Source organism: Corynebacterium sp. CNJ-954 (genome assembly GCF_001942345.1).
GTDB lineage: Bacteria > Actinomycetota > Actinomycetes > Mycobacteriales > Mycobacteriaceae > Corynebacterium.
Genome location: NZ_MKKI01000011.1, coordinates 121,458 through 144,986, shown reverse-complemented (window position 1 = coordinate 144,986; position 23,529 = coordinate 121,458). Strand labels below are relative to the sequence as shown.

Here is a 23,529-nt window from a genome sequence, read left to right as displayed (position 1 = left end):
GGCCCCATGAGCCGCGCTGATGCACCGACCACCCGACTGACCGCCTGGGTACACGGCCATGTCCAGGGTGTCGGCTTCCGTTGGAAGACCAGGACGAAGGCCCTTGAACTCGGCCTCGTCGGTTTCGCGTCAAACTACCCGGACGGCCGTGTGCTGGTGGTAGCCGAGGGGTCGGGCGACGCGACAGGCGCGCTGTTAGCCTGGCTGCGTTCGGGTGAGACCCCGGGGCATGTGGACCAGGTGGTGGACTCGGTGACGGGCCCGCGTGGCGACTACACCGGGTTCGAGACCCGCTGAGGTAAAATCCACGCCCATGCACCTCAAGTCGTTGACCCTGAAGGGTTTCAAGTCCTTCGCGTCGGCGACGACCCTGAAACTCGAACCGGGTATCTGTGCGGTCGTCGGGCCGAACGGGTCGGGGAAGTCGAACGTCGTGGACGCCCTCGCCTGGGTGATGGGGGAGCAGGGTGCGAAGACCCTGCGTGGCGGCAAGATGGAGGACGTCATCTTCGCCGGTGCCGGCGACCGTAAGGCGTTGGGACGCGCCGAGGTGACCCTCACGATCGACAACGCCGACGGTGCCCTCCCCATCGACTACACCGAAGTATCGGTGACTCGTCGCATGTTCCGCGACGGGGCCAGCGAATACGAGATCAACGGGGCCAAGGCCCGGTTGATGGACATCCAGGAACTGTTGTCGGACTCCGGCATCGGCCGCGAGATGCACGTGATCGTGGGTCAGGGGCGCCTGGCACAGATTCTTGAGTCGCGGCCCGAGGAGCGGCGCGCCTACATCGAAGAGGCCGCCGGCGTGCTCAAACACCGGCGGCGCAAGGAAAAGGCACAGCGCAAGCTTGTCTCAATGCAGGGCAACCTGGACCGGTTGCATGACCTCACCGATGAACTGGCCAAACAGCTCAAACCGCTCGCGCGACAGGCCGAGGCGGCCCAGCGTGCCGAGCAGGTGCAGGCCACCATCCGGTCGAACCGGCTGCTGCTGACCGCCGACAAGGTCCGTCGTCTCTCTGATGAACTCAACGACGCCGACGCCCAGGCGAAAGTCCTGGAATCCGACATCGCAGAGCTCAAGGAGGCACTCGAGGAACACACCGGCGAACTGGCGGTGACCGAGGAAGAGCTACGCACCGCCCTCGAGGACGCGGAGGCGGCGAAGTCGCTGTGGTTCCGTCTGTCGACGATCGCCGAGAAGAATGCCGCAACTCTGCGGATCGCCTCCGACCGCGCGGAGGACTCCGGCGCAGACACTACCTGGACCGGTCAGGACCCCGACGAGCTGACCGCCCGTGCAGAACAGGCTGACGAAGAGCAGGCGTTGCTCGACGAGGAGGTCGAGGTCGCCACGGAGCGGTTGGAGAACATCCGGGACGACGTCGCTGCCCGGGACGAGGCGGCGCGTGACGCTGAACAGGAGCACCTCGCGCAGGTGCGGGCGATTGCCGACCGTCGGGAAGGTATCGTCCGTCTCCTGGCACAGCAGGAGGCGGTGGACCAACGCCGCCGCGCGGCAGGCGAGGAGATCGACCGTCTCCAGCAGTCCGTGGAGGAACAACGTGAGGCACTGGAGGCCACCACCGGCTCTGAGGAAGCCGACGCGGCCGACGCGCTCGCCGAACTGCAGAATCAGGGATCGGGCCTGGAAGACGCCGCTGCCCGGGCCGCCGAGGAGTCCACCGGGGCGGAACGACGCGTCGCTGAACTCCGTGCCGCAGAACGCGACCTGGAACGCACCATCGCGTCCCTGGAGGCTTCCGTGGAGGCATGGCGTGACCGACTGCGTCCGTCGGACGGGGCGGCGGTGGCGGTGCGCGCCGCTGAGGAACGGGGTATGGAGGCACTCCGCCCCCTCGCCGAGCTGCTGACCGTGCGCGACGGGTGGGAGAAGGCGGTGGCAGCCGTCCTGCCGGCTGGACTCGCCGGCGAGAATTCCGAGGCACTCGACACATTGGTCGACGCGCTCGTCGACGCGGCGGAGGGGCGGACCGTCCTGCTGGCCGGGGACGGTGCCGGCACCACCGCGGAGTCATGGCGTCTGGACCGCGGCGCCGGTGGCACCGGAACCCCGTCCACCGACTGGCTCCTCGACCACATCGACATCGCCGATGCGGTTGTTCCTGCAGTCACTGCCCTGCTCGTCGACGTTGTCGCCGTCTCTGACGTGGAGGAGGGGCGCCGGACGGTCTCAGCCGATGAACGGCTCCGGGCGGTCACTCCCGCCGGAGTGGTCGTCGGTGCGGGATGGGTAGCGGCCGGGTCGGGTGGCACGACTCCGGTTGAGCTGTCCACCAGGATCGATCAGGCCGCTGCCGATATCAGCGCACGCACGGCCGAGCTGGCCGATCTGCAGGCGACACTCAGCGGTGCAGAGCAGGCTGCAGAGGAACTGCGCACCGCGGCAGCCGGAGCGACGGCAGCCGTGCAGGACCACCGCACCAGGCTCACCGCCGCCCGCCAGCGTGTGGAGGCCGCCGAACGCACCGCAGGTCAGGCCCGTCGACTTCTCGAGAAGGCGGTGGCCCAGCGTGATGAGGCAGAGAAACGGCGTGATGCCCTGGCTGTCGAGGCCGACGATATCGCCGACCGGCTCGCGCGCCTGGACGCTGACGGTGACGAGGACGGAAGCGGGGCTGAGCCGTCCACCGCCGAGCGTGACTCCACCGCTCAGGCGCTCACCCAGGCCCGTGCCATGGAGATGGAGGCCCGTCTCGCCCTGCGCACCGCGGAAGAACGCGCCGGCAACCACCGGGGACGTGCTGAGGGGCTGCGTCGCCAGGCACGTCAGGAAACTGCGGCCCGGGAACAGTTCAACCGTGCCGCCGCGAAGCGTCGGGCTGCCCGGGAACGCGCCCGCGTCGTCGCTGAGCAGGCGCGGAGGGTGGGCGTACGCATCCGGGACGCCCTGGACCGCGCCGAGGGAACCCGTGCCCGCACCGACGAGGCCCACCGTCAGTGGCAGGCGGCGCTGAACGAACGCAAGGACAAGGTCAACACCTTGACACTGCGTCTCAACCATCTCACCAACACCGCACACTCCGCTGAGATCGCCCGTAGCCAGGCACAGCTGCGCATCGAACAGGCGCTGGAACAGGCCATGGACCAGCTGGGTATGACCGCCGCCCAACTACTGGACGAGGCTCCCGGAGACGACTTCGACCGAGATGCCGCCACCCGTGACCTCAAGGCCGCGGAAAAGTCGCTGCGCTCCCTGGGCAAGGTCAACCCGCTGGCGCTGGAGGAGTATTCGGCGCTCGAGGAACGTCACCGCTTCCTGGCCACCCAGCTCGACGACGTAGAGAAGGCGCGGGACGACCTCGAGGGGGTGATCAAGGACGTCGACGCCACGATCCTCGCCCTGTTCACCGACGCCTGGACCGACGTCGAGGACGAGTTCCCCCGTGTGTTCAACACGCTTTTCCCCGGCGGTGCCGGCCGACTGATCCTCACCGAACCGGATGACATGCTCACCACCGGCATCGAGGTCGAGGCCCGACCGCCAGGCAAGAAGGTCAAGAGGCTCTCACTGCTCTCCGGCGGGGAGAAGTCCCTCACCGCGCTGGCGCTGCTCGTCGCGATCTTCCGGGCCCGTCCCAGCCCCTTCTACGTCATGGACGAGGTGGAGGCGGCGCTGGACGACGTGAACCTGCGTCGGCTCATCGCACTGTTCGAGGAACTCCGCGAGGATTCCCAGCTCATCGTGATCACACACCAGAAGCCGACCATGGATGTGGCCAATGTCCTCTACGGGGTCACAATGCGCGGTGACGGGGTCACCAGGGTCATCTCGCAACGCATGGACCCCAAGCCAGCCGAACCCGCGGACCCCTCCTAGAATGGGATGACGTGAGCAACACCTCGAGCCCCGCACAGGGGCCCATCGCCGACCTGTCCGACAACCTCCTCGCCTGGGCATCCAGTACCGAGATCGACCTTTCCCGACGTCTGGGTGAACTGAGCGGCGACCCTGCGGTCTTCGTGGACCTCGACATCACCGGTGATGAGCTGGAACGCATCACGATTTTCTTCGGTGAGTTCCTCTCCCGCCAGATCCGCGCCGGCGCTGACGAGGACGCCCTGTTGCGGACGTGCCCCGCACTGACCGCGACCACACTGCTGTTCCGTGCGGCACGTCTCAACGTCGTCGGCGAACTCGAATCGGAGTTCTGGACGGGGCTCGGTCTGGAGCCGACGGACGCACGCGTCTCACTGATCGACTACGCGGAGATCCTCACCCGTGCCGGGCTCGACCCCATGGACGCCGCCGCAGCAGGTTCCGACGGTGACAAGGGACGTCTGTTCGCCCATGTCGGTATCGCGACCGACTGGGTCCCCGAGCTCATCGAGCTCATCGACACCCGTAGGCTCGCCGGCGATGCCCTGCCCACCCCCGCTGAAGAAGCTGGCGCAGTGGTTGCCGTCCTCGCCGAGGAATCGCTTCAGGCGGGGCCGTTGTGTGCAGCGTTGCCGGACCTCGCTGTCCGGCTGATCACCCCGGTGGTCCGGGTCGTGCAGCTCGCTGCGGAACACCCCGACCACTGGGTCAACTCCCTCGTGGACGCCGGCGAGGAAGCACAGGTGGCGCCTCTGGTGCTCGAGGACGTCATCGAGGAGCTGCGTGAACGTCCCGCCGGGACGACTGCGCGTCGGCACCGTGTCGGAGTCGGCACCCGTGAGGACCGCCCACGTCTGGCGATCGACCTGGCCCGCCAACGTGTCGTCCTGCGACTGCCCGAGCAGCCGCTGGAGTCTGTCCGGGGAGCCGGAGACGAACGAGACGACAGCGACGCTGCGGAGGGCGAGGTCCGCTGGCATGTGGACGTCGACGGGCGGCCGGCTGGCTTCCGGACCCGCCGTTCCGATGCGCCCGGGCGCCCCGTCACCGAGACACTGGATCTGCCGGTCCGCCGACCCGTCCGTGAGATCGGCGTGCGGGACCTGACCCACGGGGAATCCTGGGTACTGCCGGTCGTCGACGACGCCGACCCGGTCATGGTCTTCACCCGTCGGGGCAAGGAACTCACCGACCGGGTGTCCCTGCATCATTCCCGTGTGCTCGTCGTCTGCCCCGAGGATTCCACCGCCGTGGATCCGGTCGCCGACCGCGAACTCCCGGTGCTGGGGGAGTGGCAGGTCAAGGCCTGGGACGGTTGGGTCATCCGTGACCTGGACCTGTCCGCAGCCAGGGCTCTGCACGTCGACCGACCCGGTGTCGCACGGCCGCCGATGGGCACGGTGCGGTGTGTCGACGCCCGACAGCGAGTCTGGTTCCGCGAACCGGAGGACGTGCTCCCGGCGATCCGGACCCTCGGTGGCCTGCCCGTGCACGCCTCCAGCCTGCAGGCGGTCTTTCCTGCCACCGTGTCCGGGGCACCGGAGATCTGGTTCCTCTCGGTCAGCTCCTGGGCCGGGCCCGACGAGACCGGCGAAGAAGTCACTGAGGAGGAGCCGCTGGAGGTCCCCGCCGAAGGCGGGATGTTCGACGTCTTCGACCCGGAGGCGTATGAGACCCCGTGGGTAGGCGAGTACCTGGTCCGCCTGCGCGGGCCCCGTAATGAATCGTTCCGGCACGAGTTCGCCATCGTGGAGGGCCTGGACATCGAAGCGCCGGCCAGCCCCCGACTGGGCCTGGCCGCCGGTCTTACTCCGGTGACCGTCTCCCTGTTCCCGGGGGAGAAGCAACTCTTCATCCCGAAGTCCGTGGACATCACGGCCGAGGAGAAGTCCGTCCAGGTCATTGCAGAGACTGACGCCGGCGACGCACTGCCGCTGGTCGTGGAACCGCCACGCCTGCGGTTCCAGCTTCCGCTGATCGGGGAGGACCCGATGTGGCGGACCGAGTCATTGGTCGCGCCGGCGGTGGAGATCAATTCTGCGACCCGGTTCCGTATCCGGCCGGGTATGCCGGTCGAATCACCCCGGCTGGTGATCCGTGACCGCCACGGTGCGCCGGTACGCACTCTCCGTCTGGGCACCGTCGACCAGGTGACGTGGTCGGTGTCGTTGTCCTCGGTCCGTGCATCATTGCCGCAGCTGACCGAAGGTTCCTGCGAACTCGAGTTCGTCGCCGACGGGCGCAGCCACAGCGTGCGGTTGGTCACCATGCGTCCCGCAGAGAAGCGGACGCTGAGTTACTCGGCCGCCTCCGACAACGGTTCGGCCGCCAGCCTGACGGTGGAACCGAAGACCGACTCGCCTGCATGGGTGTGGCCCCTGACTGCGCCATGGATGTCTGCGCGGGTGCTGTCCTTCGCCAACGGGGTCGCGGAACTCCCCGAGGAGCTCACCGACGCCGGTGCGCTCAGTGTCCAGTTCTACAACCGCGACCGGTTCAGCCCGCTGCATCCGGCCGCGTCGCCGGGTCCGGGTGCCCTGCGCGTCGACGTCCCGGGGCATGCCCGTCCGGACGACGGCGGCCCCTGGACCCAGCTTTCGGCCTATCTCGCCGGTGCGTCGGACGAACTGCCGGAGGACACCGACGTCCTCACCGTACTGTGGGACGTCCTCGCCGGCTGGTTGACCGGGGAGGCCACCGCGGATGCCAGCGCGGCAATGCATGCGGCGCTGGCACGCCACCCCCGTGAGGCACTCCGGGCGATGTCCCGGTCGCTGGTGCCGTCCACCGATCGTCCCGCTCAGTTCATTCTGTCCGGGCTGGTCCACGCCTCGTTGCGCTCGTCCACGCCGGACCCGCGTCCCGGTGTCGCCTGGATCGCCGCGCTGGAGATCCTCGGTGAACTCGCCGCGACCGATGACGAGGACACCGCTTCACGCCGTGAGATCGGGCGTCGGCTCTCCGCCATTGGCGGGCTGCCGCTGTCCCAGACTGTCGAGACCGGACGAGACGCGACCTTGGAGACGTCCTGCATTGACGCCACCACGGTGCAGATCGCGCAGTTGTCGCCGGAACAGCAGGAAGCCGTGCTGAGCACGTTCTTCGCCGGGTCCCAGGTTGTCCCCGGCGCCCTGTCGGAGGAGAACTCCCGGCTGATCGCGGTGTTCGAGACCTTCCGTCACCGTGAAGAGCTTGGTCAGGTACTCGCCGACCCGGGGCTGCTGCGCGTGGCGTTGGCGCTGCTGCGCCGGATCCGTCAGACCAACCGGCAGCTGTACACTTCGGCGCGGGTTCGCTTCGACAAGCTCGACAACGTCGACACCGACAACCCCGACAACCGCTGGGCCCTGACCCCGGTGATCAGTATGATCCTGGCGATAGCGGCGCGCATGCACGCCCACGGACGGCTGGGCTCGACAGGGCAGCTGTCATCGGCGTACCCAGGGTGGGCCGAGATTGCCCGTATTGTCCCGGACCTGGTCACCGGCGACCTCGTGGCGGCTGATGCGATGGTGCTCGGTGTCTTCGGCCCCGACGAGGAGGAGGATGAGGGGGAGGACGAGGACCCGGCAGGAGGTACCGCAGGTGGTGGCGGCGGAGCTGGCGCTGCTGAGGCTGCGATCGAGTCCGTCGTCAGCGAATAGCGTCGCCCCGATCCGGGCCGACGCCGCAGAATGACCTGAACGCTCACGGTTTCCGTACCGTGAGCGTTCAGGTGATCTTTCGGGGTCCTCGGTGACTCGGGGGACTCAGGACGTCGACGCGCTGGATGGCTCCGGGAGTGCCGAAGGCTACCAGCCGGAGAAATCCTCGCCCTCCGGCACACAGCGGAGGAGACATTTGGTTCACTGGTGGGATGGACCCGATTATCTGGATAGTCATAGCCGCCGTCGCGGTCATAGTCATCGTCGCTCTCCTCATCATCCTCGGCCTGCGCCGCGGGAAGCAGAAGGAGATCTCCTTCGAGAAGAAGACGGAGATCGAGGAGAAGAAGCCGTCATCCGGTAACTACCAGGCGCAGGGTGGATTCAACTTCAGCGCCGGTACCGCAGCTGGCGTAGAGGAGAAGGAGCCGGAGGTTCTTCCGGGCCAGGAACTCGGCGGAGCAGCGACACCGGCCCCGTCAGCACCGACGGAACCAGCGGAACCCTCCACACCTTCCTCAGTTCCGGAACCCGAACCAGCCCCGGAGCCGGAACCCGAACCAGCCCCGGAGCCAGAGCCGGAGCCTGAGCCCAGTCCCGAACCGGAGCCGACTCCCGAACCAGAATCCGCCCCGGAGCCGGAGCCCACACCTGAACCTGCCCGGGAGCCGGAGCCCGAACCAACTCCCGAGCCAGAAGCCGTCCCTGAACCAGAGCCCACACCTGAACCTGCTCCAGAACCCGAACCGGAGCCCGTCCCCGAGCCCGAGCACACTCCGGAACCTGAGGCAGAGCCAGAATCTGTCGAGGACATCGCCCCGGTGGAGGGGCGCCTCGGCCGGTTGCGCGGCAATCTGTCCAAGTCGCAGAACGTTATCGGACGCGGTGTGCTCGGCATCCTCTCCGCGGGAGATCTGGATGAGGATGCGTGGGAGGAGATCGAAGACACCCTCCTCATGGCGGATCTGGGCACCAAGACCACGCTCGCGGTCGTCGAAGACCTGCGGGAGCGCATCACCACCCAGGGCGTCTCCAGCGAGGCAGAGGCACGGGCACTGTTGCGGTCCTGCCTGATCGATGCGTGCAAGCCTGATCTTGACCGTTCGATTCACGCCATGCCGTACGACGGCAAGCCGGCGGTGATCATGGTCGTCGGGGTCAACGGGACGGGGAAGACGACCACCACCGGAAAGCTCTCGCGTGTGCTTGTCGGGATGGGCCACTCCGTCCTTCTTGGTGCAGCAGACACGTTCCGCGCCGCTGCCGCCGACCAGTTGGAGACATGGGGCCGACGGGTCGGCGCGGAGACCGTGCGGGGCAAGGAAGGTGCCGATCCTGCCTCCGTCGCCTTTGACGCGGTGGCCAAGGGCGTCGACGACGGTATCGACGTCGTCGTGGTCGACACCGCAGGTCGACTGCACACCTCAGTGGGACTGATGGACCAGTTGGGCAAGGTCAAGCGTGTCGTCGAGAAGAAGGCCAAGGTCGACGAGGTAATCCTCGTGCTCGACGCCACGGTCGGCCAGAACGGGCTCGTTCAGGCGCGGATGTTCCGCGAGGTCGTCGACATTTCCGGTGTCGCGCTGACCAAGTTGGACGGCACCGCCAAGGGTGGCATCGTCTTCCAGATCCAGGAGGAGCTCGGGGTGCCGGTGAAGCTCGTCGGACTCGGCGAGGGTGCCGATGACCTCGCCCCCTTCGAGGTCGAGGGATTCGTCGACGCACTACTGGGCTGACCGTCCGACGACCCCCTGACACTGAAACACCGTCGTAATCTTGCGGCGGTGTTTTTCATGCGCTGGAAATCATGGTGCATGAACAGGTGAAACATCGGGGCAGTTAACTACTCAGCGTGAGACACCGGCGCGAGGTGCCGGAGACAACCCCCGCAACCCTGAGGAGTTCCCCGAAATGACACCCGAGGAAATGGCGGCAGCTACAGGCGACTCAGCCTGGATGCTCATGTCCGCTGCGCTGGTCCTGTTGATGACGCCGGCGCTGGCCCTGTTCTACGGTGGCATGTCGCGCCAGAAATCCGCCCTGAACATGATGATGATGTCCTTCGGCACGCTCGGGCTGATCGGTGTCATCTACGTGCTGTGGGGATGGTCGATGTCCTACGGTACCCAGACAGTCGGCGGACTGTTCTCGAACCCGTTCGAGTTCTTCGGACTGAAGGACTCCGTCACGGACGCGGAAGGCAACTTCATCGCTGGTGCCGAGGCTACGCCAATGTCATCGACATCGGATTCCAGCTGACGTTCGCCGTGATCACCGTCGCCATCATCTCCGGCTCGCTGGCCAACCGCGTGAAGTTCTCCACCTGGATGGTGTTCGCGGGTATCTGGGCTACGTTGGCCTATTTCCCGATGGCACACATGGTGTGGGGCGGCGGTCTGCTCTCCGACGGGGAGGACGGACTGGCTGCGATGATGTTCGGGACCGCGACCGCGGACGGCGAGACCGTCGCGGCAATCGCTCCGATCGACTTCGCCGGCGGCACCGTCGTGCACATCAACGCCGGTGTGGCGGCACTGGTGCTGGCACTGATCATCGGGCGGTCCCGTACCTTCATGAAGGAAGGCTCCAGGCCCCACAACCTGCCCCTGGTGATGCTGGGCGCGGCCCTGCTGTGGTTCGGCTGGTTCGGCTTCAACGGTGGCTCGGCCTTCGGGGCCAACGGCGAAGCCGGCCTGGCGTGGCTCAACACCACTGCAGCGACGTGTGCCGCGATGTTGGGCTGGTTGCTGGTGGAGCGTCTCCGCGACGGCCACACCACATCCCTGGGCGCGGCGTCCGGCGTCGTCGCAGGCCTGGTGTCCGTCACTCCGGCTGCAGGCGACCTGACTCCGCTCACCGCAATCATCCTGGGGGCGATCGGTGGTGCTCTGGCCGCTGTCGGTGTGGGTCTGAAGTACCGCTTCAAGTTCGACGACTCCCTTGACGTCGTCGGCGTGCACCTGGTCGCCGGAATCTGGGGAACGATGGGAATCGGACTTCTGGCGACGGACCGTGGTCTGCTCACCGGCGGAGGTTCGGACGGGTTCAAGCTCTTCATCGTCCAGATCGTCATCGCACTGGTCGCGGTGGTGTTCTGTGCCGTGGTCACCGCTGTCATCGGGCTGGCACTGAAGTACACCATGGGGTGGAGGATCTCCGGCGACGACGAGAACGCCGGAATCGACAGCACCCAGCACGCGGAGAGTGCGTACTCCTACACCGACGACAACGACCAGGAGTTCGAGGAGGTCACCGACTTCGACTCCGCGCAGGGGGACGCACACCGGGCCAACGACCTTGCCGACGGGGCACACCAGAAGAACTGAGGTCGTACCCTCACAGTCCGAATCCGCCGGGCACGTGACAAAGTCTGTCTCCGAACCATGTGTGAGTAGGCAGGCCCACGGACACCGGGTACGGTGGAGGGGTCAGAAGTCATTGTGTAAGGGAGATTTTCCACTGTGTTTGAGTCCTTGTCCGACCGCTTGTCCGGCGCCCTCAAGGGCCTGCGCGGGAAAGGACGGCTGACCGAGGCGGACATCAACGCCACCGCCCGTGAGATCCGTCTGGCTCTCCTCGAGGCGGATGTCTCCCTGCCGGTCGTCCGTGCCTTCATCAAGAGGATCAAGGAGCGCGCCAACGGTGTCGTTGTCTCCGAGGCACTCAACCCTGCACAACAGGTCATCAAGATCGTCAACGAGGAACTGCAGGGCATTCTCGGTGGCGAGACCCGGCGACTGAACCTCGCCAAGAACCCGCCGACCGTGATCATGCTCGCCGGTCTCCAGGGCGCGGGTAAGACCACCCTGGCCGGAAAACTCGCGAAGCACCTGTCCAAGCAGGGGCACACCCCGATGCTCGTGGCGTGTGACCTGCAGCGTCCTGGTGCGGTACAGCAGCTGCAGATCGTCGGTGAGCGCGCGGAGGTGCCGACGTTCGCCCCGGACCCGGGCACCTCGCTCGATTCCCTCGACCATGAGATGGGGACCAGCCACGGTGATCCCGTCGCCGTGGCCCAGGCGGGTATCGAAGAGGCCGGGCGCACCAAGCACGACGTCGTCATCATCGACACCGCGGGCCGGTTGGGTATCGACGAGACCCTCATGACCCAGGCCCGCAACATTCGCGATGCGGTCAACCCGGACGAAGTGCTGTTCGTCATCGACTCGATGATCGGGCAGGACGCCGTGACCACCGCCGAGGCCTTCCGCGACGGCGTGGACTTCACCGGTGTCGTGCTCACCAAACTCGACGGTGACGCACGAGGTGGTGCGGCACTGTCGATCCGTGAGGTCACCGGCAAACCCATCATGTTCGCGTCCACCGGTGAGAAACTCGAGGACTTCGACGTCTTCCACCCCGACCGGATGGCCAACCGTATTCTCGGCATGGGTGACGTGCTCAGTCTCATCGAGCAGGCCGAACAGGTCATGGACCAGAGGAAGGCGGAGGACTCTGCGGCCAGGATGGCCTCTGGTGAACTCACGCTGGAGGATTTCCTCGACCAGATGCTCATGATCCGTCGGATGGGGCCGTTGGGCAACGTGCTCAAGATGCTCCCCGGCGGCAAGCAGATGAACGACATGGCTGACATGGTCGACGAAAAGCAACTCGACCGGATCCAGGCAATCATCCGCGGTATGACTCCCGCCGAGCGTGAGAACCCGAACATCCTCAACGCCTCGCGGCGTAAGCGCATCGCCGCTGGCTCGGGTGTGACCGTCGCCGACATCAACCAGCTGGTCAGCCGGTTCCACGAGGCCAAGAAGATGATGGGCAAGATGGCAGGACAGTTCGGCATGGGTGGTGGCATGGGGCGGTCCGCGACGAAGAAGAAGCCCAAGGGGCGGAAGGGTAAGAACGGTAAGCGTAAGCCAGCGAAGAAGGGCCCCTCGCAGCCGAAGACACCGCAGGGCATGCCTGGAATGCCGGGCATGGGCGGAATGCCGGGGATGCCCGGAGGTGGCGGAATGCCCTCGATGGCCGACCTGAAGAAGATGCAGCAGCAGATGCCCGAAGGCTTCGAGAACATCGACATGAACAACCTCGACTTCGGCAAAGGGCGGTAGCTGATCCGTCTGAACCGTTCTGGTGTGTGCCGGATTTGTTCGTATGACCTGCTTCCCTGTAGTGTCGAACGGTCTGCGTAACACCGATCACGACCCCGGTCGTCCGGTGGTCACGCGCAGGATAAATCCAAGGGTTGAACCGGCCCGCAGCCATGCGCCCCTACGTGGGGCCGTCGGATGCGGGTGTCCGTACTGCCCGGTGACCGTCAACAGGAAAGAGGACCTTTCATGTCCGTCAAGATCAAGCTCCAGCGTCTCGGCAAGATCCGCACCCCGCACTACCGCGTGGTCATCGCTGACGCCCGTACCCGTCGTTCCGGCAAGGTGATCGAGAACATCGGCATCTACGAGCCCAAGGCCGAGCCGTCCGTCATCAAGATCGACTCCGAGCGCGCACGCCACTGGCTGAGCGTCGGCGCACAGCCGACCGAGCCGGTCCTCGCCCTGCTGAAGGTCACCGGCGACTGGCAGGCCCACAAGGGTCTCCCGGGCTCCGAGGGAACCCTGAAGGCACAGCCGGAGAAGGCATCCAAGCTGGATCTCTTCAATGCCGCACTGGCAGAAGCTGCCGATGCACCGACCGCCGAGGCCATCACCGAGAAGAAGCGGAAGGCCAAGGAAGAGGCGGAAGCCAAGGCTGCCGCTGAGGCTGAGGCGGCCGACAAGGCTGCTGAGAAGGAAGCAGACGAGGCTGCTGAGGCCGAGTAGTCTGTCTTCTTCGTCGCTTGTCGGAGTCCCGTGAGACTCCGAGCGTAACTTCCGGGGCGCCGTCTCCACCGCACACGCGGTGGAGACGGCGCTTCCGTCTGTCAGGACCGGGCGGTAATGGTGATAGCTATATGCGCCGTTGGGGGTGGCCCACGGGGGTGAGGTCAGTGACCCCTGGTCGGCTGACATAGATTTCGCAGGTGTTTCGACATTATTTCCTGCGCAGGCCGACCTTGAAACAAAGCAGGTCAGATGGTGTGTCCTGGGTCACTGATGTGGCGAACCTGTTAAGTCGACTGTGTCAGGCAGGTAAAATACCGACGGTACAGAAGTTTTCACCGAAGGGAGCACGATGGACGTCGATGCCACAGTCAAGACCTACTACGAGCAGATCCTCCAGCGGAACGCAGGTGAGCCCGAGTTCCACCAGGCGGTCTCCGAGGTCCTCGACAGCCTCACACACGTGCTGCGCAAGGACCCCCATTACGCGGACATGGGGCTGATCCAGCGGCTCACCGAGCCTGAGCGCCAGATCATCTTCCGGGTTCCGTGGGTCGATGACCAGGGCAACGTCCACGTCAACCGTGGCTTCCGAGTTCAGTTCAACTCCGTGCTCGGTCCGTACAAGGGTGGACTGCGTTTCCACCCGTCCGTGAACCTCGGCATCATCAAGTTCCTCGGTTTCGAACAGATCTTCAAGAACTCGCTGACCGGCCTGCCGATCGGCGGCGGCAAGGGCGGTTCCGACTTCGATCCCAAGGGCCGTAGCGATCTCGAGATCATGCGGTTCTGTCAGTCATTCATGACAGAGCTCGGCCGTCACATCGGCGACAAGATCGATGTCCCCGCCGGAGACATCGGTGTGGGCGGCCGTGAGATCGGCTACCTCTTCGGCCAGTACCGGCGCATGGCCGGTCGTCACGAGTCCGGCACCCTGACCGGTAAGGGCCTGCAGTGGGGCGGTTCGCTCGTGCGTACCGAGGCGACGGGCTACGGTGCGGTGTACTTCACCCAGGAGATGATGTCGGCCCGCCGCGAGCGGCTGCACAATGCCAAGGTCATCGTCTCCGGTTCCGGCAATGTGGCGATCTACGCCATCGAGAAGGCACAGGAACTCGGCGCAACTGTTGTGGCGTTCTCCGACTCCTCCGGCTACGTCACCACCCCGGACGGTGTCGACGTGGAACTGCTCAAGGACATCAAGGAGGTCCGGCGCCTCCGGGTCGCCGATTACGCCAAGGAAGCCAAGGGTGCAACCTTCCACAAGGGCGGCAACGTCTGGGAGGTCGAGGCCGACGTCGCTCTGCCGTGTGCCACCCAGAACGAGTTGGACGGCGAATCTGCCGAACTGCTCGCCGACAACGGTGTGAAGTACGTGGCAGAGGGTGCGAACATGCCGTGCACACACGACGCGATCCGCGTGTTCGGCAAGCGCAAGATCGACTTCGCACCAGGCAAGGCAGCCAATGCCGGTGGTGTGGCGACGTCGGCACTGGAGATGCAGCAGAACGCGTCCCGCGACTCCTGGACCTTCGAGTACACCGACAAGCGGCTGCGGGACATCATGGGAAATATCTTCCGGACGACGGCGAAGACTGCGGCGGAGTACGGCATGGAGGGCGACTACGTGGTCGGCGCCAACATCGCCGGCTTCCGCAAGGTCGCCGACGCCATGGCAGCACAGGGTGTCATCTAGGGTACGGGGTTCTGTGCGGTACGCTGACCTCCATGTCAGGTACTGAACAACTCCAGATCGGCCGGGTGATCAAGCCGCACGGTGTGCGGGGGGAGCTGGTGGTCGATGCGACCACCGATGACCCGGCGGGACGGTTCGCCGTAGGTACCGTGCTGACCGGGCGGCACCGGGGGACCGAGCGGTCCCTCACCGTGGCGGCGACGCGGCCCCACCAAGGCCGGTTGCTGGTCACGGTCGAGGAGGTCACGGACCGTACCGAGGCAGAAACGTTGCGGGGTCTGCGTTTCTTCGGTGATCCCGTGACAGAACCGGGGGAGGACGGGTTCTACGACCATCAGCTCGAGGGCCTGCGTGTGCTCGACTGCGGCCAGGTCGACGAAGAGACCGCCAACGCCAGGGCCTACGACGGCGCCAGTCCGGAACCGGTTGATATCGGTGTGGTCAGTGGGGTCACTCACGGTCCCGCCGGCACGTTGCTCGAGGTGTCGGTGGACACGGATGCCCCGTTGTCTACGGCCGGCGGGACGATTCTGGTCCCGTTCCGCCACGCCATCGTCCCGATCGTCGATCTGGACAACGGTGCGCTGGTGCTGACCCCGCCGGAGGGGCTGCTCGACCTGGGGTAAGATCAACCCCCATGCGTCTGGACGTCATCACGATCTTTCCCGAGTACCTGGACCCGTTACGGCACGCTCTGCTGGGGAGGGCCATCGAGCGCGGAATCCTCGACGTCGCCGTCCACGACCTGCGGTCCTGGACACATGACGTGCATAAGGCGGTGGATGACACCCCTTATGGTGGTGGACCCGGAATGGTCATGAAACCGACGGTGTGGGGCCCCGCGCTCGACGACGTCGAGGCCCTTTCCGGCCCGGCAGCCACTGTGAGACGGCTGGAGAGCGCCCAACCACATGTACCGGCCGACGCGTTGGATACCGGGCAGGCTCACGCCGATCACGATGACCGACCCGTACTGGTCGTCCCGACCCCCGCCGGGGCACCCTTCACCCAGGACACGGCTGAACGATGGGCGGCGGAGGATCGGCTTGTCTTCGCCTGTGGTCGCTACGAGGGGATTGACCAGCGGGTCTTCGACGACGCAGCGGCGCGGTACCGGGTGGAGGAGGTGTCCCTCGGCGACTACGTGTTGATCGGCGGGGAGGTCGCGGTGCTGGTGATGGCAGAGGCGGTGGTACGGCTGATTCCTGGTGTTCTGGGCAACCGCCGGAGTCATGAGGAGGATTCTTTCCAGGACGGCCTCCTCGAAGGCCCCAGCTACACGAAACCGAGGATCTGGCGGGAACGGGAGGTCCCTGAGGTGCTGCTCTCAGGAGATCACGCGAAGGTGGACCGGTGGCGCAGGGACCAGGCACTGTTGCGCACCGCGACAACCCGACCTGAGCTGATCGAGGCTCTGCGGCAAGAGGGTGCGCTGGACGCCAGGGACCGCAGCGTCCTGGACTCGACGGTGGACTCGACGGTGGACTCGACGGGGGAGTAGCACCATAGACGGCCCTGTGTCGCGGGCGGGTTGTCCCCAGGAGTGGTTCTGTCCACAACGTCCTGGCGATTCTCCGGGAGCGGAGGGTGGTGAGGGGCCCACCGTGGCTACTGTTCTCCTGGACGGCCGGATATGTTTCCGGCCACGGGAGAAGGGGGAGATCATGCCAGTCACCGAACCGGTGAACAGTCCGTCGGTGGAGGAACTCACCGTTTATCCGTTCAACAGGATGGAACTCAGGATGGCACAGAGTGGCCTGCGGGGTCGCTCCGCAGCCGAGCGCGCCGCCATCTCAGAGATGGTGCGCACGCGTGGGGCAGCGTACGCTGCGCGGTTCCGTCACGCCGCGGAACTGTCGTGGAGGATGCCGGAGATGTACTGGTCGGCTGTCGAGGACGGCCGGATGACGCTGGAACATATGGACGCGGTCTGGCGCCGGATCGACCGCCATGCGGGGCTGCGGGCGAGGATCGAGAATCAGGAGGCTGAACTGCAACGGCAACGGGACCTGGCGGGCCGGGAGAACGACGGGGAGGACGGGACGAGCTGCGGTACCGGTGGCTCCGGGGAGGAGGATTTCTACGGGGAGCCCGTGCCGTGGGAGGTCAACGATGCTCCGTGGCGACGTCGCTTCCCGGACGTCGAAAGCCCGTACTGCCCCTCGGCGGACCGGTCCGTGGAACAGGCGGTCACCGACTGGCTGCTGGCATGTCCACACCGGTTGATCACCTCCTCTGGTGCCGGCTCACTGATACCCAGGTCCACCGTGACGATCCACCGGCTCCGTGAAGTCGTCGATGCGGCCGTGGACGACGACCTCGCCAACCGCGAGGCCTATGAACAGCAGGGCAGTCCGGCGCATCCGGACGCCTCCACGCATCCGTTCTAGAACGGACACCCGGCGGCGCGGGGCTGTGAACGCGACTAGCGTGGTGGCCATGACAACACCCGGGCGAAACGTCACCACTGCAACGGACATGAATGTCCTGGTCCGCCCGGATCATGTCGCGGCGCTGGCTGACGCGATCAAACATGCGCTCGGCGACCACGGTGCCACTGGTGTCGAGGTGAGGTTGACCGGTATCGAGTCAGCCTGTGAACCGGACAACATGCTCGTGGCCGAATACCAGCAACGATTCGACACGCCGCCGATCGGCGAACAGGTGCACCGGCTGACGGTAACCGCCTGCTGGCAGGATTCGCACGGGCAGGACAAGGCGCTGAACACCGCCGATGTCACCCGCGTCATCGCAGCGTGTCTGCCGGGTGTTCCCGACGGGTCGCCCGGGCTCTGGTTCGGACAGACCTCCACGCTACGATCATCCGAATGAACGTCCGACACACCGCAGAAAACAGCGATTCAACGATCACCACGGCTCTTGCGAAGGAACTCGACGTCAGCGAAGCCCAGGTGCAGGCCACCGTCGGTCTCCTGGACGAGGGAAACACCGTCCCGTTCATCGCCCGCTACCGCAAGGAAGTCACGGGGGGTATGGATGATTCGCAGCTGCGGACCTTGGAAACCAGGTTGCGCTATCTGCGTGAACTCGCGGAGCGGAAGCAGACGATACTCGCGGCCATCGACGACCAAGGCAAGCTCACAGATGAACTCCGCGACCTGATTCTCGGGTGCGACACCAAGGCCCGCCTCGAGGATCTATACCTGCCCTTCAAGTCCACACGTCGCACGAAGGCCACCATCGCCAGGGAGGCAGGCCTGGAACCGTTGGTGGAGCAGTTGCTCGGAGACTGCGCCACCGACCCCGCCGAACTGGCGGCCGGCTTCACCACGGACGGGTTCGCCGACGCCAAAGCCGTGCTGGCGGGAGCCAGGGCAATCGTGCTCGAGGAGATCTCCACGGACGCGGACCTGGTCGGGGAGGTCCGCGAGAAGTTCTTCACCACGGGCGCGATGACAGCTGGTGCCGTCGCAGGGAAGGAGAAGTCAGCTGAGGCGCAGAAGTACCGTGACTACTTCGAGTTCTCCGAGCCGTTCACGACACTGCCGAGCCACCGCATTCTCGCGCTGCTCCGGGGTGAGTCAGAGGGCGTGCTGCAACTGACTCTCGACGCCGGCGACGATGAGATCTACCAGGGCATGATCGCTTTGGCCCGTGGACTGGAAGCACGGGGAGACGCGGCAGACGGGTTCCGTGCGGAATGTACGAGGTTCGGGTGGCGTACGAAGCTGCAGGTCTCCTCGGGCGTGGACGTGCGGATGCGGCTCAAGGAGCGGGCGGACGAGGCAGCGGTGGAGGTGTTCTCACGTAACCTGCGCGACCTTCTGCTGGCAGCGCCGGCGGGGCAGCGGGCCACCCTCGGGCTTGACCCCGGGTACGCCCACGGTGTGAAGTGCGCGGTGATCGACCAGACCGGCAAGGTGCTCGACACCGCAGTGGTTTACCCCCACAAGCCCCAGAGCCGTTGGGACGCATCGGCGTCCACCCTGGCCACGCTGTGTGCCCGACACAATGTCGAGCTTCTCGCTGTGGGCAACGGCACGGCGTCCCGGGAGACCGAGAAGTTGGCCCGGGAGATCGCCGAGACCGTCTCCGCCGCGACGGGTGACCGCCCGACCCCGGTGATGGTCAGCGAATCCGGGGCATCGGTGTACTCCGCCTCGGAGCTGGCCGCCGAGGAGTTTCCGGACATGGACGTGGCCCTGCGCGGCGCGGTGTCGATCGCCCGTCGACTGCAGGACCCGTTGGCGGAGCTCGTGAAGATCGACCCGAAATCCATCGGCGTGGGCCAGTACCAGCACGACGTGAACCAGGCACTGCTTGCCTCCGGGTTGGATTCCGTGGTGGAGGATGCGGTGAACTCCGTCGGGGTGGACGTCAACACCGCGTCCGTCCCGTTGCTGCGCCGGGTGGCCGGGGTGAACGCCACCCTGGCCGACAACATCGTCAGCCACCGTGAGAACAACGGTGCCTTCTCCACCCGGCGGCAGCTCAAGGATGTGGCCAGACTCGGACCGAAAGCATTTGAACAGTGTGCCGGCTTCCTGCGCATCCACGGTGCCGCGGATCCCCTGGACGCGTCCGCTGTACACCCGGAGGCGTACCCCCTGGTGCGTCGAATCACCGAGGCCACCGGGGTGCCGGTGCCGGAACTCGTCGGAAATACCGCGGTGCTCACCAGGCTCAACCCGCGTGACTTCGCCGACGACACATTCGGTGTACCGACCGTGACCGACGTCCTCGCCGAGCTCGACAAGCCGGGGCGCGATCCGCGTCCTGAATTCCGCACGGCGTCGCTGGCCGACGGGATCGAGAAGATCTCGGATCTTAGCCCGGGCATGGTGCTGGAGGGGACGGTGACGAATGTCGCGGCTTTCGGAGCTTTCGTCGACGTGGGCGTGCACCAGGACGGCCTGGTCCATGTCTCGGCAATGTCCGATAAGTTCGTCTCGGATCCGCATGATGTCGTCAGCTCTGGCCAGGTCGTGAAGGTCAAGGTCATGGAGGTTGACGTCGACCGTCAACGTATCGGCTTGAGCCTCCGACTTCAGGACGAACCGGGGGAGCCCACCCGCAGGAACTCCGGCGGTGGGAATCGTCGTCAGACGAAGAAAGCGCCGACCGGTGGGCGTGACCACCGGACGAAGAAAGGCGGAGGACAGAAACAGGGCGGGGCCGCGGGGTCGATGGCTGACGCACTCAAGCGGGCCGGGTTTGGCCGGTAGGGTCTGACGCTGGCATAATGGCTGGGTTGCGTGAACTCCGCCTCCTCACCGGGGCGGGGACGTGCCAAAATTCAATGGTGTGGGCATGAACGCGTACCGCTCGTCTGAGCAGGTCGTGGGTCCTCTGTCCGATCGAAGACACAGCAAGGAAACTAACATGCACTATCTCGACAAGGTCGACGCCGCACAGCTGCGTAGCGACATCCCCGACTTCCGTCCCGGCGACACCCTCGACGTCCACGTCAAGGTCATCGAGGGCACCAAGAGCCGTGTCCAGGTGTTCCGCGGCGTCGTCATCCGCCGTCAGAACTCCGGTATCCGCGAGACCTTCACGGTCCGCAAGGTTTCCTTCGGCGTCGGCGTGGAGCGTACCTTCCCGGTCCACTCCCCGAACATCGATCACATCGACGTCCTGACCCGCGGTAAGGTCCGTCGTGCGAAGCTGTACTACCTCCGCGACCTGCGTGGTAAGGCAGCCAAGATCAAGGAGAAGCGCTAAGTATCACTGTGACTCCACCGTACGAGTGACGGTGGAGGGTGCAGGACTTACGCCGAACCGGCAGAACGCCCCGGAGCATCTCAGCTCCGGGGCGTTCTGCGTGTCTCCTGGCCTTCGCCTCATCAGGGGCGCGTCGCGTGGAGAGGTCAGGGCTTGGTGAAGTACTTCCGTGGGTTGTGCACCATCATGGTCTCGATCTGGTCGTCGGTGACCCCGCGCTCCCGCAGCGCCGGGAGCACGTCATCGTGGATATGCGTGAAGTGCCAGTTGGGTAGGGCCGTGGTGACGTCCTCGATGCTGTAGAAGTCCGAGTAGCAGGAGGCGTCGTGCGACAACACCATGGAGTCGGTGTACCCCAGGTCCACCATCGCCACCACCGTATTGACCCGGTCTTCGAACGGGGAGAAGGTGTCGATTCCGAAGCGGTCCATTCCCAGAACGGCGCCGCTGTCGGCGAGTTCCCTGAGGTAGTCGGTGTCCGTCGTGTCTCCACTGTGCCCGACCACGACCTTGGTCAGGTCCACGCCCTCCTCGCCGAGGACGCGTAGAGCAATAAGACCGGTCCTGTCGGCGGCGTGGGTGTGCACGGTGATCGGCGTGCCGGTTTCGACATGAGCCTGTCCGACGGCTCTCATCACCCGTTCCACATCGGTGGTCAGATGGTATTCGTCGATGGCGCACTTGAGCAGGCCGGCCTTCACCCCGGTATCGGCGATTCCGTTGCGGATGTCGCCGATGAACAGTTCGGTCATCGGGTCAACCTCCTTCGGGAAGACCCGGCCCGGCCCGGTGAAGTGAAACTGCACCGGTGCCTCGTGGTAGGTGTAGATGCCGGTCGCCGCGATGATGTTCATCTCGACCTGCTCGTTGATCCGCTGAATCCGCGGTATGTACCTGCCGAGGCCGATCACCGTCGGGTCGACGAGAGTCCGCACACCCTTCTCGTAGACGGCATTCACCTTGGCGACAGCGTCGGCGACACGCTGCTCCTCATCCCAGGGGTCCGGATAGTCCGGGAAGTTCTGGCGCATTTCCGTGCCGATCGTGAAGATGTGCTCGTGCATCAGGGTGATGCCCATGTCATCGATGTCAATGGGGCCTTTGACGGTTTCCACGGTGCTCATGTCTTCTCCTTTACTGGCGTGACGGATGCAGGTGGACCTCGATGAAGAAGAGGACTGATACCGCCCCGGTACTTCTTGAATCCGGTTTCATTTTCAGCAAGTATGCCCTAGTGTGTTCTGCATCACAACTATATTGTGGGCGACCGGCACTGCGTCCGGCCGTTTCGTCGTCCGGATCGCACAGGAGTTCTTCGATGGTTTCAGATCGGATCACGGTCGTGGGTCGCAGGCACAATCCGTACGCTGACCACGGCATCGTTTGTGACGACGCCGGAGTGCGCCGGTGGGCGGAACTGCCGGAGTCACTGGTTGCCATGCTGGGGGCGTCGGTCCAACGGGGACCCGACGAAGAGGCGGTCAGTGAGGTCGGCGGAGACAGTGCGACGTACCGTGAACTCTGGGAGACCGCACAGCGGGTCGCGGGAGGACTGAAGGAGGGCGGTCTTCAACGTGGCGACCGTGTGGCTGTCAGGTACCACGCGGGAGTGAACTGGGTGACAGCTTTCTGGGGTGTGATCATGGCGGGTGGTGTCGTTGTCGCGGTGAACACCCGCTCAACACCGGCTGAAACCGCATTTGTCCTCGAGGATTCCGGTACCACCGTCGACCTCGTTGACGGTATGCCGTTGCCGGTCGGCGACCCTTATCTGGAGGAGGGGCTGGGCCTCGACGATATTGCTGCACTCTTCTACACCTCCGGGACCACCGGGGACCCGAAAGGTGTACCGACGAGCCATGAGGCTTTCCTCTCCAACGTGGCCAACTGCCTGCGCAACCTCGACTTCGGTCTGATGGCACCCGGTGAACTACGTACCTTGATCAGCGTTCCGCTGTTCCACGTCACCGGATGCAACACCCAGTTGCTCACGGCACTCTGGATGGGTGGAACCGCGCGGATCATGCCGGCGTTCGACCAGGACGTCTTCATCGATTCGTTACGGGACGATCACATCAACTTCATTGTGACGGTGCCGGCCATCTACGCGTTGCTGGTGCGGCACGACAGATTCGCTGAGGTGGACACCGCAACGTTGAGGTGGGTCACGTACGGGGGCGCGCCCATTGCGCCGTCGCTGGTCAAGACGCTGCACGAAGCTTTTCCCCAGGCCGAGGTGGGTAACGGCTACGGCATGACCGAGACAAGCTCGGTGTTGACGATGCTGCCGCACGCTGACGGTGTCGAGCACGCTGACTCGGTAGGTTATGCTGCCCCGTCCGTGGAGTTGGGGGTTGACCCCATAGACCCTGATGATCCTCTGGTCGGAGAACTCGTTGCCCGCGGTGCGAATGTGGCCACCTGGTACTGGCGGCGTCCCGAGGAAACTGTGGAGACGGTCATCGACGGATGGCTGCACACCGGTGATATCGTCCGCGTCGACGAAGCCGGTCGGGTGTACATCATCGATCGGGCGAAGGACATCATCAACCGAGGTGGTGAGAACATCTCCAGTATTGAGGTGGAGTCCGCACTGACGGCTCTGCAGGAGGTCGTTGACGCTGCGGTGATCGCGGTGCCCGATGACGTGATGGGGGAGAAAGTTGGCGCGATCCTGTACACCGATGGTGTCGACATCGACCAGGCTTCCGTGATTGACAGGGTCTCCCGGTCACTGTCTGATTTCAAGGTCCCGCAGTACTTGATCGTCGTTGATGAACCGCTGCCACGCAACCCCGGCGGGAAACTTCTCAAAGGCAAGCTCCGGGACGAGGCGCGGTGGGGCCCGCCGTTGCGGTAACCGACACGGACGGGTGTGGT

The 23,529-nt window shown here is 65.4% G+C and carries 15 protein-coding genes and 1 pseudogene; 15 read left to right on the top strand and 1 reads right to left on the bottom strand.

The window, feature by feature from the left end:
* Positions 1–6: 6 nt before the first annotated feature.
* From BJF89_RS05275 to rplS, 14 genes and pseudogenes are all read left to right on the top strand, one after another.
* Positions 7–297 carry an acylphosphatase gene (locus BJF89_RS05275; RefSeq protein WP_075812887.1) on the top strand — a complete coding sequence of 97 codons (291 nt, stop codon included), beginning with the start codon at positions 7–9 and terminating at the stop codon, positions 295–297.
* A gap of 16 nt (positions 298–313) precedes the next feature.
* Positions 314–3,847, top strand: coding sequence for a chromosome segregation protein SMC (gene smc / locus BJF89_RS05270; protein ID WP_075812885.1), 3,534 nt, complete (start codon positions 314–316; stop codon positions 3,845–3,847).
* Between the two features lie 11 nt (positions 3,848–3,858).
* Positions 3,859–7,491, top strand: coding sequence for a hypothetical protein (locus BJF89_RS05265; RefSeq protein ID WP_255372496.1), 3,633 nt, complete (start codon positions 3,859–3,861; stop codon positions 7,489–7,491).
* 212 nt (positions 7,492–7,703) lie between these two features.
* Positions 7,704–9,227 carry a signal recognition particle-docking protein FtsY gene (gene ftsY, locus BJF89_RS05260; protein ID WP_075812883.1) on the top strand — a complete coding sequence of 508 codons (1,524 nt, stop codon included), beginning with the start codon at positions 7,704–7,706 and terminating at the stop codon, positions 9,225–9,227.
* Positions 9,228–9,402: 175 nt separating this feature from the next.
* A pseudogene (locus BJF89_RS05255) lies at positions 9,403–10,817 on the top strand (ammonium transporter).
* Between the two features lie 135 nt (positions 10,818–10,952).
* Positions 10,953–12,560 carry a signal recognition particle protein gene (ffh, locus tag BJF89_RS05250; protein WP_075812881.1) on the top strand — a complete coding sequence of 536 codons (1,608 nt, stop codon included), beginning with the start codon at positions 10,953–10,955 and terminating at the stop codon, positions 12,558–12,560.
* A gap of 228 nt (positions 12,561–12,788) precedes the next feature.
* Positions 12,789–13,268 (top strand): 30S ribosomal protein S16, encoded by a 480-nt coding sequence (gene rpsP / locus BJF89_RS05245; RefSeq protein ID WP_075812879.1) that lies wholly within the window; start codon positions 12,789–12,791, stop codon positions 13,266–13,268.
* 352 nt (positions 13,269–13,620) lie between these two features.
* Positions 13,621–14,964, top strand: coding sequence for an NADP-specific glutamate dehydrogenase (gdhA, locus tag BJF89_RS05240; protein WP_075812877.1), 1,344 nt, complete (start codon positions 13,621–13,623; stop codon positions 14,962–14,964).
* A gap of 32 nt (positions 14,965–14,996) precedes the next feature.
* Positions 14,997–15,590 (top strand): ribosome maturation factor RimM, encoded by a 594-nt coding sequence (gene rimM, locus BJF89_RS05235; protein ID WP_075812875.1) that lies wholly within the window; start codon positions 14,997–14,999, stop codon positions 15,588–15,590.
* Positions 15,591–15,601: 11 nt separating this feature from the next.
* Positions 15,602–16,465, top strand: coding sequence for a tRNA (guanosine(37)-N1)-methyltransferase TrmD (gene trmD, locus BJF89_RS05230; protein ID WP_075812873.1), 864 nt, complete (start codon positions 15,602–15,604; stop codon positions 16,463–16,465).
* Positions 16,466–16,568: 103 nt separating this feature from the next.
* Positions 16,569–17,354 (top strand): hypothetical protein, encoded by a 786-nt coding sequence (locus BJF89_RS05225; protein ID WP_139311889.1) that lies wholly within the window; start codon positions 16,569–16,571, stop codon positions 17,352–17,354.
* A 49-nt stretch (positions 17,355–17,403) separates the two neighbouring features.
* Positions 17,404–17,796 (top strand): hypothetical protein, encoded by a 393-nt coding sequence (locus BJF89_RS05220; protein ID WP_139311888.1) that lies wholly within the window; start codon positions 17,404–17,406, stop codon positions 17,794–17,796.
* Positions 17,793–20,150: a Tex family protein gene (locus tag BJF89_RS05215; RefSeq protein WP_075812867.1), complete on the top strand. Its 2,358-nt coding sequence runs from the start codon at positions 17,793–17,795 to the stop codon at positions 20,148–20,150. Before BJF89_RS05220 ends, BJF89_RS05215 begins: the two co-directional genes overlap by 4 nt.
* Positions 20,151–20,307: 157 nt before the next feature.
* Positions 20,308–20,649: a 50S ribosomal protein L19 gene (gene rplS / locus BJF89_RS05210; RefSeq protein WP_075812865.1), complete on the top strand. Its 342-nt coding sequence runs from the start codon at positions 20,308–20,310 to the stop codon at positions 20,647–20,649.
* Positions 20,650–20,795: 146 nt separating this feature from the next.
* Here rplS and BJF89_RS05205 read toward each other — a convergent pair whose 3' ends face one another.
* Positions 20,796–21,773, bottom strand: coding sequence for a phosphotriesterase (locus BJF89_RS05205; RefSeq protein WP_075812863.1), 978 nt, complete (start codon positions 21,771–21,773; stop codon positions 20,796–20,798).
* A gap of 194 nt (positions 21,774–21,967) precedes the next feature.
* Here BJF89_RS05205 and BJF89_RS05200 point away from each other — a divergent pair, with 194 nt between their 5' ends.
* A complete protein-coding gene (locus BJF89_RS05200; protein ID WP_075812861.1) occupies positions 21,968–23,509 on the top strand; it encodes a class I adenylate-forming enzyme family protein in 1,542 nt (513 codons plus the stop codon).
* Positions 23,510–23,529: the final 20 nt, after the last annotated feature.

What these genes read in the sequence shown, in the direction of transcription:
- BJF89_RS05275 (WP_075812887.1), top strand. Translation starts at nt 7, where the DNA reads ATGAGCCGCGCTGATGCACCGACCACCCGACTGACCGCCTGGGTACAC.
- trmD (WP_075812873.1), top strand. Translation starts at nt 15,602, where the DNA reads ATGCGTCTGGACGTCATCACGATCTTTCCCGAGTACCTGGACCCGTTA.
- BJF89_RS05205 (WP_075812863.1), bottom strand. Translation starts at nt 21,773, where the DNA reads ATGAGCACCGTGGAAACCGTCAAAGGCCCCATTGACATCGATGACATG.
- smc (WP_075812885.1), top strand. Translation starts at nt 314, where the DNA reads ATGCACCTCAAGTCGTTGACCCTGAAGGGTTTCAAGTCCTTCGCGTCG.
- BJF89_RS05200 (WP_075812861.1), top strand. Translation starts at nt 21,968, where the DNA reads ATGGTTTCAGATCGGATCACGGTCGTGGGTCGCAGGCACAATCCGTAC.
- BJF89_RS05220 (WP_139311888.1), top strand. Translation starts at nt 17,404, where the DNA reads ATGACAACACCCGGGCGAAACGTCACCACTGCAACGGACATGAATGTC.
- BJF89_RS05215 (WP_075812867.1), top strand. Translation starts at nt 17,793, where the DNA reads ATGAACGTCCGACACACCGCAGAAAACAGCGATTCAACGATCACCACG.
- rimM (WP_075812875.1), top strand. Translation starts at nt 14,997, where the DNA reads ATGTCAGGTACTGAACAACTCCAGATCGGCCGGGTGATCAAGCCGCAC.
- rpsP (WP_075812879.1), top strand. Translation starts at nt 12,789, where the DNA reads ATGTCCGTCAAGATCAAGCTCCAGCGTCTCGGCAAGATCCGCACCCCG.
- ftsY (WP_075812883.1), top strand. Translation starts at nt 7,704, where the DNA reads ATGGACCCGATTATCTGGATAGTCATAGCCGCCGTCGCGGTCATAGTC.
- rplS (WP_075812865.1), top strand. Translation starts at nt 20,308, where the DNA reads ATGCACTATCTCGACAAGGTCGACGCCGCACAGCTGCGTAGCGACATC.
- gdhA (WP_075812877.1), top strand. Translation starts at nt 13,621, where the DNA reads ATGGACGTCGATGCCACAGTCAAGACCTACTACGAGCAGATCCTCCAG.